This is a genomic window from Streptomyces aureus, assembly GCF_001418135.1.
Lineage (GTDB): Bacteria > Actinomycetota > Actinomycetes > Streptomycetales > Streptomycetaceae > Streptomyces > Streptomyces aureus_A.
This window is the reverse complement of record NZ_LIPQ01000363.1, coordinates 1-9,679: the sequence shown is the minus strand read 5'-3', so window position 1 is coordinate 9,679 and position 9,679 is coordinate 1. Positions and strand designations below refer to the sequence as shown.

The 9,679-nt window shown below is 70.1% G+C and carries 9 protein-coding genes and 2 pseudogenes; 6 read left to right on the top strand and 5 right to left on the bottom strand.

Annotated elements, in window-relative coordinates:
* Positions 1 to 58: 58 nt before the first annotated feature.
* Both AOK00_RS27355 and AOK00_RS27350 read right to left on the bottom strand, forming a co-directional pair.
* Positions 59 to 793, bottom strand: a complete 735-nt coding sequence (locus AOK00_RS27355) for a hypothetical protein (protein WP_055602928.1) — start codon at positions 791 to 793, stop codon at positions 59 to 61.
* A 176-nt stretch (positions 794 to 969) separates the two neighbouring features.
* A complete protein-coding gene (locus AOK00_RS27350) occupies positions 970 to 1,608 on the bottom strand; it encodes a hypothetical protein (protein ID WP_055602927.1) in 639 nt (212 codons plus the stop codon).
* A gap of 498 nt (positions 1,609 to 2,106) precedes the next feature.
* On the opposite strand from AOK00_RS27350, the gene AOK00_RS38605 reads away from it, so the two are divergent.
* The 4 genes and pseudogenes from AOK00_RS38605 to AOK00_RS36450 all read left to right on the top strand — a co-directional run bounded on the left by AOK00_RS38605 (position 2,107) and on the right by AOK00_RS36450 (position 4,318).
* Positions 2,107 to 2,933, top strand: a protein-coding gene (locus AOK00_RS38605) for an IS5 family transposase (RefSeq protein ID WP_254047520.1) whose coding sequence is annotated in 2 segments (ribosomal slippage) — positions 2,107 to 2,448 and positions 2,451 to 2,933 — 825 coding nt in all. Because the reading frame shifts where the segments join, the coding sequence is not laid out codon by codon here.
* Positions 2,934 to 2,944: 11 nt separating this feature from the next.
* Positions 2,945 to 3,496, top strand: a complete 552-nt coding sequence (locus tag AOK00_RS27335; RefSeq protein ID WP_055602924.1) for a hypothetical protein — start codon at positions 2,945 to 2,947, stop codon at positions 3,494 to 3,496.
* Positions 3,497 to 3,516: 20 nt separating this feature from the next.
* Positions 3,517 to 3,744 (top strand): annotated as a pseudogene (locus tag AOK00_RS27330) (SDR family oxidoreductase); the annotation flags it as partial.
* A 47-nt stretch (positions 3,745 to 3,791) separates the two neighbouring features.
* Positions 3,792 to 4,318 (top strand): annotated as a pseudogene (locus tag AOK00_RS36450) (zinc-binding dehydrogenase).
* Positions 4,319 to 4,556: 238 nt separating this feature from the next.
* On the opposite strand, the gene AOK00_RS27315 reads toward AOK00_RS36450, so the two are convergent.
* Positions 4,557 to 4,916, bottom strand: coding sequence for a hypothetical protein (locus tag AOK00_RS27315; protein ID WP_159041860.1), 360 nt, complete (start codon positions 4,914 to 4,916; stop codon positions 4,557 to 4,559).
* 134 nt (positions 4,917 to 5,050) lie between these two features.
* Here AOK00_RS27315 and AOK00_RS27310 point away from each other — a divergent pair, with 134 nt between their 5' ends.
* Positions 5,051 to 5,740: a hypothetical protein gene (locus AOK00_RS27310; RefSeq protein ID WP_173861643.1), complete on the top strand. Its 690-nt coding sequence runs from the start codon at positions 5,051 to 5,053 to the stop codon at positions 5,738 to 5,740.
* A gap of 171 nt (positions 5,741 to 5,911) precedes the next feature.
* Here AOK00_RS27310 and AOK00_RS27305 read toward each other — a convergent pair whose 3' ends face one another.
* Positions 5,912 to 7,477 carry a pectate lyase family protein gene (locus tag AOK00_RS27305; protein WP_055602919.1) on the bottom strand — a complete coding sequence of 522 codons (1,566 nt, stop codon included), beginning with the start codon at positions 7,475 to 7,477 and terminating at the stop codon, positions 5,912 to 5,914.
* A 547-nt stretch (positions 7,478 to 8,024) separates the two neighbouring features.
* Between AOK00_RS27305 and AOK00_RS27300 the strand changes: the two genes are divergently transcribed.
* Positions 8,025 to 8,399 carry a VOC family protein gene (locus AOK00_RS27300; RefSeq protein WP_055602918.1) on the top strand — a complete coding sequence of 125 codons (375 nt, stop codon included), beginning with the start codon at positions 8,025 to 8,027 and terminating at the stop codon, positions 8,397 to 8,399.
* Between the two features lie 78 nt (positions 8,400 to 8,477).
* Here AOK00_RS27300 and AOK00_RS27295 read toward each other — a convergent pair.
* On the bottom strand, positions 8,478 to 9,679 hold a 1,202-nt coding region (locus tag AOK00_RS27295), incomplete at its 5' end, for an amidohydrolase (RefSeq protein WP_055602917.1).

The window sequence follows — 9,679 nt, the reverse complement described above, 5'->3', positions numbered from 1 at the left end:
GGGAGGGGCTGCGGCGCGAGGGCGGGAGTGGCTACGAGGAGTTCCCCGGGCGGGACCGTCAGGCCGGCGCCCCCCATGCCGTCGTCAGGCCGTCCAGCCAGGCCGGCGGGAGTTCGGCCGCGTCCCATTCCTCGTGGAGGGCCGACGGCGTCTCGGCCAGACGCTCGAGCACGGCCACACTGGTGGGGGAGTGGACGAGGGAGTAGCGGCCGTGGATCGCGATCGGGCTGCCCGGGCCGTACTCCGCGTACAACCGCTCCAGGTGCGCGTGGTGGGCGGACGCGAACCGCGTCAGCCGCCCCGGATACCCGGCCCGTTGCCGTGGGCTCATCGTGCGCAGCACCGCGCCGAGCACCTGCTCGGTGACCTCCGGGTCGAGGTCGGAGACATCGGCGAACGAGAGATAGAGCGGCGTGACGGCCACCTTGGCCCGTTCCATCTCCGCCCGCCTGACGGGAGAGCGCTCGTCGGGGGATTCGGCCGACGGGCCGGCGGTGACGGCGTGGATCAGCGCCCGCTCGGCGATGGCGCCGAGTTCGTCGGCGACGGCGAGGGCGCCGTCGGACCAGCCCGACGCGTAGGCCTCTCCCTTCTCCTGCGGAGCCCTCCGGCGGGCTTCGGTGATCTCCGCGTGCGCGCCGGCGAGCGCGCCGGCCTCGACGAGCCCGATGAGTTCCTCCGCGTCGCCGGTGTAGACCCCCGCCCGCGCGAGGAGCTGGAGGAGGGTGGTCTTCGCGTTGAGCACGCTGGCCACGTCCAGCTGCTGCTGCCGTCCCTCGTCGGCGGTGTTCATGGGAGGGTCCTCCTCGTCGTACGGGCGGCACGGTGCGGGTGCGCGGAACGCTCTGTTCGAGCCTACGCAACGCCCGTTCCTCCGGGGCCCGCATCCCCATCCTCCCGCGCGCGTCGCCGACGACCGCGCGGGTCACGGACCGTCACGACCCGCCTGACCGGCCCCATGCGGCGGCGTCAGTCCCGGTACACCCGCAATTGCGCCACCTCGTACGACATCTCCGACACCCCGGGGTCCGGCGCCGGGTGGTAGCGGCCCGCGCAGACCGACAGGTTCACGATGAGGTGCGCCCGCCAGGAACGCCCCACCCCGCGGCGGTCGTCGAAGACCCGCGCGCCGTTCACCCACCACACCACGTTGCGGGCGCCGAACTCGACCCGTAGGTCGACCCAGGCCCCCGGCCGGATCGCCGCGTTGCGGTAGTACAGGTGGCGACCTCTGATCCGGTTCGACAGCTCCAGGAGGTCGGGATTGTCGGGGTGGTACTCGAAGACGTCGATCTCCTGCCCGCCGTCGAGCCAGGTCCAGACGGCCGGCCACGCGCCCGTCTCGACCGGCAGACGCACCCGCGCCTCCAGGACGTCGTCGGCCTGCACCAGGAAGGCCTCCGCGCTGCCCTCCGTCGTGAGCAGTCCCGCGTCCCACTTGCCGTCGGGCCTACGGGTCGCCCGGAAGACCCCGGTCCTGCTGTACGAGGGGTCCTCCACGAGGTGGTCGAGCTTGTTGTCGCCCGGATTGGTCGGCCCGCCGCCGGGATAGGCCCAGGAACGACCGGCGACCCACTGCTCCGCGGAGGAGAAGTCCGCGTCGAGCACGACCCTTCCTGGTGATCGCGCGGGTCCTCGGGGGCCCGTCCCCGGGCGGCCGTCGGAGCCGCGGCGTCTGAACAGCCGGTCGAAGAGGTCGGACAGCACGGCACACTCCTCTCGCGCGGGCGCGGTCGGCCCGCGAACGATCTGCCCAGCCCGGCTCCGTTCATGCGGGGAATAATGCCCATTGGCGACAAGTCGTCAGAAGAGCCGCTGTGTCGTGTGAAGCCCGGAGTCCCTCCCGAATGTCTCATGAGGACACTGGTAGGTGTATCGTGCATGTATAAGGCTGGGGCGAGGATACGGCGTCCCACGGCGCGACCCGAAGGGGACGCGGATACGGGAGGCGCTCGGCGAGATGGCGCTGGGGCCCGTTCTCGATCGCGGACCGGCCGGGGTCTCCGTCGAGGACGTCACCGACGCGAGGGGGTGTCGGTCTCACCGAGACGGCCGCACTCGAGTAAGACGTCGTTTCTTATGGCGTGATCGTTCGTTGAGCCGTGCATGACGGGTCTCGTTGAGCGGCTGGTGCCGGACGAGTTGTGGATGCTGTTCCGGCGGGTGGTGCCGCCGACGGAGGTGAAGCGTCCGCAAGGTGGAGGCCGACGCCGGGCTGGTGACCGCGAGGCCTTGGCCGCGATCATCTTCGTGGCAACCTCGGGCTGCACCTGGCGGCAGCTCCCACCGGTGTTCGGCCCGAGCTGGCAGACGGTCTACCGGCGCTTCGCCCAGTGGAGCCAGGCCCGCGTCTGGGCTCGCCTCCATCGCGTCGTTCTCGACGAGCTTGGTGCAAGAGGACAGCTGGACTGGTCTCGTTGCGCGATTGACTCCGTCAGCCTGCGGGCTGCAAAAAAAGGGGGCCACTGACCGGACCGAATCCGACCGACCGCGGCAAGTCAGGATCGAAAATCCACCTGATCACCGACCGCAACGGCCTGCCGCTGTCGCTGGGCATCTCCGGCGCCAACATGCACGACAGTCAGGGCCTCGAACCGCTCGTGCGTGGCATTCCACCGATCCGATCCCGCCGAGGACCTCGTCGACGGCGCCCTGGCAAGCTCCACGCGGACAAGGGCTACGACTACGACCATCTCCGCTGCTGGCTGCGCAAGCGCGGTATTCGGCACCGCATCGCCCGCAAGGGCATCGAGTCTTCACAGCGGTTGGGCCGTCACCGCTGGGTCATCGAGAGGACCGTCTCCTGGCTCGCCGGCTGCCGTCGACTCCACCGCCGCTACGAACGCAAGGCCGAGCACTTCCTCGCCTTCGCCGGGATCGCGGCGACCCTGATCTGCTGCCGCAGGCTGACCAAGGGAAGTGATCATCACTAGCATCGCCTCTCATGATCACAGTAGTCGTCACCATCGCGCTGGCGTTCGTCGGCTATGTAGCCACCTATCTCAACGGCTTGCGCCTGTCGCAGCGCCAAGAACGCCTCGCTCGCTTGAATCGGCAGCTCAGCGATTTCTACGGACCGCTGTTCGCCCTCACGGAAGCCAACAGCCGCATCTTCGGCGCGTTCATGGAGCGCAACGCTCGTCCTGACGGCAGGTCGCCCTTCGTGCATGAGATACCGCCTTCCGACGAGGAACTCGCCGAATGGCGGTTGTGGGTCAGGACCGTCTTCCTCCCGAACATTCAGGCGATGCGTGACCTCGTCATCAAGCACGCTGACCTCTTGAGCGAACCAGAGATGCCGCCGATTCTGCTTCAGCTGTGCGCCCACGTTTCCGGCTATGAGATCACAGCCGCCCGGTGGGATCAGGGGAGCTATGACGAGCACCTGTCCGTGGTGCCCTTCCCCAGTGAGGAGATAGCCGCATACGCGCGGCACCGGTTCGCGGGCCTGAAGCAGGAGCAGGGCCGTTTGCTCGGGCGCCGGCAGGACAGCTGACCAAGAGAAACGATGTCTAAGCCTCCCAGGGGGTACGTATGAACGCTGTCGGCTTCGGCCACATCGACACCCCGCTCCTCGCCGGCATCGGACAGGAGGCGTACGACGCCCTGGTCGCCCTCCACCCGGCCGGCCGGCCCGGCCGTGCCGAGGAGGTCGCCGAGCTCGTCGCGTTCCTGCTCTCGGAGCGTGCCTCCCTCGTCCAGAGCAGCTACCGCCTCGTCGACGGTGCCTACGCCGCCCGCTGAGGCACGCGGCCGCAGGTGAAGGAGAAGAAACCCGAAAGGAAAGCGTCATGAAGGCACGGCAGTACCGCACGGTGGGCGCCCCGCCCGAGGTCGTCACCGTCCCCGACCCTGAACCCGGCCCCGGCCAGGTGCTGCTCAAGGTCACCGCCGCCGGCGTCTGTCACTCCGACATCGCGGTCAGGAGCTGGTCCGCCGACCAGCTGCCCCCGCGGCGGCCCCCGCGGTCCGCGAACTGACGGGCGGACGCGGCGCCGAGGTGGTCCTCGACTTCGTGGGCGTCCAGCCGACCGTGATGGCCGCCGGTGCGATGGTCGCGGTCGAGGGCGACGTCACCATCGTCGGTCTCGGTGGCGGCACCCTGCCCGTCGGTTTCGGCGCCCTGCCCTACGAGGTCTCGGTCACGTCCCCGTACTGGGGAACCCGGGCCGAGCTGATCGAGGTGCTCGACCTGGCCCGTGCCGGCGCGGTCGACGTCCACACCGAGACGTACAGCCTGGACGACGCGCCGAAGGCCTACGAGCGGCTGCACGAGGGGCGCGTCAACGGGCGAGCGGTCATCCTCCCGAACGGCTGAGCCGAGCGGTCGGCCGAGCCGGAGGGGCCGTCCGAGTCGGCGGGGCGGGGCCGAGCCGAACCGAAAGGGCGCGCGGGATCGCACGCGCGCCCCCGGGGGACGACCGGATCGGCGAGCCGACTCGTCGACCTCCGCCGAGGCCGGCACTTCACCGCCCTCGCGTCCGGCGCCGCCACCGCGCTGGACCGCCTCTCCTGGCCGGCCTCGCACACCTGGCTCCGTGAGGCCTCCGTGAGGCTCACGAGACCATGATCGCCCAGGTGCCGGCCAGCGAGGCCACGTACAGAACGACGCCGATCGGCAGGTGGACCCACGGGGTACGCCCCCGGCGCCAGGCCAGCAGTCCGAGCCCGGCCGATACCGCCGCCGCGACGCCGAGCCCGATCCAGGGCAGCGCCCACATCGAGAGCATGCCGAACGTCGTACAGGCGGCTGCCGGACTGGCGGACCCGCAGCTGTCGGTCGCGAAGACGGAGACGTAGAGGGCGAACATGTCGATCAACAGGCCGGCGGCGACCAGTACCGCGAGCGTCACCAGATAGCCGGTGGGACCGGTGCGCCGGGCCGTTCCCGGGGGACCCTGCATAGGGAGGCTCATGTTTCCTCGCTCCGCGCGTCGTCGTGTGCCGTGACAACACGGTAGGAGCGGGGGCGAGGGCACCGGATGAGCACGCGTACTCATCCCGGCCGTGAGTGGCGCAACGATCACCTGCCGGACTCGTTGGTCACGCCATGAACGACGTCACGCACCGCACGAGGCGCCGACTCCGCGTCCCGGTCACCGGCCTCGCCGCCCTCGCCCTGCTCCTCGGGATCACGGGCGCGCAGAGCACCCACGCGAGCACCGTCGACCAGGACTGTCCGGCGGCGGAGATCTTCGCGACCGACAACACCGCGGTCATCACGGACCCGGACGACCCCCGGCTCCGGACCCGCCTGACCCGCTTCGACCGTGAGGTACGCGCGATCATCCGCGCCCACGGCGCCCGCCCGGCCGCCTCGACCCTTCTGGACGGCGTCTTCTGGTCCGAGGCCGGGCAGCGGGCCACGTACGAGAGGTCCCGCGAGTTCGACGTGCACAGGGTCGGCCGGGACGGGCTCAACCACATCGCGGGCGTCATCGCCAAGGAGTACGACCAGGAGGCCGTGCTCACCTTCCGGTGCCTGCCCAGGACGTCGCCGGAGACCGACGCGGTCGAGATCGAGGTGCCCGGAGTCGGCGCGAGCCGGCTGAGCGAGGCGCTCGTCGCGGACCCCGAGGCCCGGGAGAAGCTCGGCGGCGGCTCGGTCACCCTCGACGGGCGGCTCGTCCTGGTCGCCGAGATCGCCGATCTGGACCTCGCGCGCAGGTTCACGGTCTCGCTCGGAGCCGACTGGAACGAGGCTCGACTGCACTACGGGGACCGGGAGTTCGTGAGCTGATCAAGCGCCACGCGCGCGACGCGCGGTGGGTCCGGGTCCGGGGCTGTCCTCACCCCGAACTCGGACCGCTACCGCTGTATGCCGGAACCGGAACCGGAACCGGCACCGGAACCGGATCCGGAACCGACGACAACGAGGTGGGCGCGCCGGCCCGTTGCCCGCCCCCGCCGTCTACCCGGCGTAGGTCTCGAACTCGGCGACGCGGGGAGTGCCGGTCGAGCTGACGATCTCGAAGGTGATCTTCTTGAGCGCGGTGCGGGGGACGGTGATGGCCCCGGCCCCGCTGCCGGAGGTGAGGACGGCTCCGGTGTCACCGTTGAGGACGCGCCAGGATCCGATGGCGCCGGCGGAACCGGCCGCCTCACGGATGGTGATCGCGGACACGGTGGTGGCGGAGCCCCACTTGACGGACACCGAGCCGGTCGAGCCGGCGGGAGACCAGTAGGTGCTCAGATCGCCGTCACGGACGTTTCCGTAGCTCGTGCCGTCGGCCTTGCTGGAACCGTCGGCGCCGGCCCCGATGCTGAGGTTGGTCCCGCCGGGGTTGGTCGGTCCCGGCGTGGGCGTGGTGGGAGCCGGAGTGGGCGACGTGGAAGTCGCCGTCGGAGTGGGTGTGGGGCTGGGCGTCTGCGGAGAGCAGCTGCCGTTCGACACGAGAAGTCCCTTACCGGCACCGGCTGTTCGGGCGACGACGTCCGGTACGCAGGCGGCGGAGTCGAGGGTGTGGGCGTACGGGATGGCGACGGTGGTGTTGGACTGCGGGTCCGGACCCGCAGGGTTGTTCTCGGCGCTGCGCGCGGACCACGTCACGTTGTCGAAGATGTTGCCGCCGACCTGCCAGTACCCGGCCGCGTCGGTGTAGAAGGTGCCCAGGACGTCCTTGGAGTCCTCGAAGTAGTTGTTGTCGACCTTGGCGCGGGCGCCGGCGCGGGAGTTGATGCCGGACTCGTTGATCCGCAGGTAGTGGTTGTTGTACATGTGGGCGGTGCCGCCCCGCAGCAGGGGAGCGCGCGAGTCGATGTTCTCGTAGAGGTTGTGGTGGTACGTGATGAAGCTGTTCGACAGCTCGGTCTCGCTGGAACCGACGAGGCCACCGCGGCCGGAGTTGCGCAGGATGCTGTAGGACAGCGTCACGTACTGGGTGTTGTCCTTCATGTCGAAGAGCCCGTCGTAGCCCTCCGACTCGCCGCCCGACGCCTCCAGGGTGGTGTGGTCGACCCAGACGTTGCGGACGTTGCTCTCCATGCCGATGGCGTCGCCGCCGTTGGAGAGGGGCGAGCCCGACTTCTTGACGTTCCGGACGGTCACGTTCTGGATGATGATGTTGCTGGACTCGCGTATGTGGATGCCGAGTTGGTCGAAGACGGCGCCGGATCCGACCCCGACGAGGGTGACGTTGCTGATCTGCTTGAGCTCGATCACGCCGTCGGCGGTGTTGCAACTGGTGCCGGACACCTTGGCGGTGTTGGCGTGGTTGATCGTGCCCTCGACCTCGATGGTGATCGGGGTGCTGCTGCTGGCCCGTGCGCACAGGGCCGCGTGGATCGCGGTCCCCGTGGTGGCCCGGACGGTCTGCCCACCGGCTCCGCCGGTGGTCCCGCCGTTCTGGCTCGCGTAACCGGTGGCGCCACCGGTCGCCGCCGATGCCTGAGGCATCGACAAGACCACGCCGGTCGCGGCCGCGAGGGCCAGGGTGGTCAGTGCCGCGTGGAGCCGAAGTGCGACTGGTCGTCTCATGCTCGCCGTCCTTCTCGTCTTCGAACGCTGGGATCGTTCTTGAATGCGGTGCGGTGCGGTGCTGAATGCGGTGCGGTGCGGTGCTGAGCTGTGCCGTGCGAAGCCAGGCCGTGCCGTGCCGTGCTCGCGGAAACATCGTTCGGCCCGGAGGGAACCGCCCATGGGCAGGCCTCGGCGAGGCGTTCCGAGGGATAGAAAGAAAGCGCTTTCTCGCCGGGAGAATAGGGTGACCCCAGGGCAGTGGCAAGGCTCCGCGCAAGACCTCCCCATCCGCCGTCACCGGCCGGCGCGGACCGTCGCGGTCCGGGGGATGGGGTGGTACCGGGACGTTCTATCCGCTTGTCAGTGCACGAATGATCAAGTAGCGTCCTGCGACGTGAACACCGGGCCGGCGATTCGACGCCATACACAGACGGGCCATCCGGTGGACGACTGATCGCTCCGTGGGTGCTTCGGAAGCACCCCTTCGGTTCGGCACGAGGACCCCCCAGTGCGCAGGCACTGCGACGAGTCCCTTTCGTGTCGAATCAACAGCGAGGTCATCCACATGGCAGTCACGTTCAACCACACCATCATCGCCGCCAAGGACCGCCACGAGTCGGCGCGGTTCTTCCGGGAGTTGCTGGAACTCCCCGAAGCGCCGTCCTGGGGCCCCTTCGTCAACGTCCAGCTCGCCGACGGCGTGCTCATCCAGTTCGCCGAACCCCCGGTGGACATCCAGATGCAGCACTACGCGTTCCTCGTCGACGACGAGCTGTTCGAGCGGGCGTACGGGCGACTCCGCGACCAGGGCGTCGAGCACTGGGCCGACCCCCAGATGAAGCGGCCCGGCGAGACGAACGACGAACACGGCGGCCGCGGGGTCTACTTCAAGGACCCGGGCGGGCACGCGTTCGAGCTGATCACGCGGCCTTACCTGTAAGAGGGCTCGGGCGTTCGGCCGGGCCGAGTGCGGTCGGCCGGGCACCTGCGTGGTGCCCGGCCGGCCCTCGGCCGTTCCTCAGGACAGGAACTCGCCGTCCCGGGCCACCACGACACCGCCGTGCACCACCATGTCGCGGCGAGGCGTGTCCACGACGACCTGCGGCAGGCACTCACCCCGGACCAGCACGAAGTCGGCCGGGGCGCCGGCCGTGAAGTCCGCGTGCGCCAGGCCCATCACGTCCGCGCCCCCGTGCGCCGCGACGTCGTAACAGTCCCTCAGCTCGTCGTCCAGACGCACATCCGTCACCCAGCCGAGGATGTGCGCCCGGTGCATCATGTCGGCGTTCCCGAACGGGCTCCACGAGTCACGCACGCCGTCCGACCCGAGCCCGACCCGCACCCCGTGCTCCCGCAGGCGCGCGATCGGCAGGACCAGTGAGTCGGACGGCGCGACCGTGGTCAGAGCGATGTCCTGATCTCCCAAGTCAGCAGCTAGCGAGCCGAGTTCACGGTCCGTCAGGCCTGGCAGGCAGAACACGTGACTTACCGTCACCTTTCCCGCGAGGGACAGCGCCCGCGTGCGGTCCACGATGCCGTGCATCGCCTTCATGCCCTTCTCCCCGCGATCGTGCAGGTGGATGTCCACACCCACGCCATGACGGTCCGCGATGCCGAACACGACGTCCAGCTGATCGTCGAGGGCGTTGTCGAACCCGATCGGGTCGATGCCGCCGATCATGTCGATGAGACCCTCGCGCGCCGCCTTCTCCAGGAGCGCGGCCGTCCCCGGTGTCCGGATCACCCCGTGCTGGGGGAAGGCCACGATCTGGACGTCGAGTGCGTGACGCAACCGCTCACGCGCCTCCGCCACGCCCTCCACCCCCGCCAGGCCGTACGCCGGGGCCACGTCCGCGTGGGCGCGCATGCCGCGCGTGCCCCGGGAGACGGCGTGCGACATCAGCCCGTACGCCCGCTCGACCACCGGGCGCCGCTGGCCGCGGAACAGTTCCACGTCCTGCGCCACGTAGTCGGCGATCGCGTCCGCCGGCCGCCGCGACACCCACGAGTCGCCCCAGGTCGTCTTGTCGGGGTGGATGTGCGCGTCCACGAGCGACGGCAGCGCGATCCGGCCGCCTCCGTCGACGACCTTCGCGCCGTGCGGCGCCGGACGGTCCGAAACGCGGCCGTCGACGACCACGAGGTCCCTGGCCCGCGCCGCGCCGAACGGGCGGACGTCGCGGAAGACGACCGTCCTGGCCCGGCGCCCCGGGGCGCCGG

What these genes read in the sequence shown, in the direction of transcription:
- AOK00_RS27355 (WP_055602928.1), bottom strand. Translation starts at nt 793, where the DNA reads ATGAACACCGCCGACGAGGGACGGCAGCAGCAGCTGGACGTGGCCAGC.
- AOK00_RS27335 (WP_055602924.1), top strand. Translation starts at nt 2,945, where the DNA reads ATGATCACAGTAGTCGTCACCATCGCGCTGGCGTTCGTCGGCTATGTA.
- AOK00_RS27315 (WP_159041860.1), bottom strand. Translation starts at nt 4,916, where the DNA reads ATGAGCCTCCCTATGCAGGGTCCCCCGGGAACGGCCCGGCGCACCGGT.
- AOK00_RS27310 (WP_173861643.1), top strand. Translation starts at nt 5,051, where the DNA reads ATGAACGACGTCACGCACCGCACGAGGCGCCGACTCCGCGTCCCGGTC.
- AOK00_RS27305 (WP_055602919.1), bottom strand. Translation starts at nt 7,477, where the DNA reads ATGAGACGACCAGTCGCACTTCGGCTCCACGCGGCACTGACCACCCTG.
- AOK00_RS27300 (WP_055602918.1), top strand. Translation starts at nt 8,025, where the DNA reads ATGGCAGTCACGTTCAACCACACCATCATCGCCGCCAAGGACCGCCAC.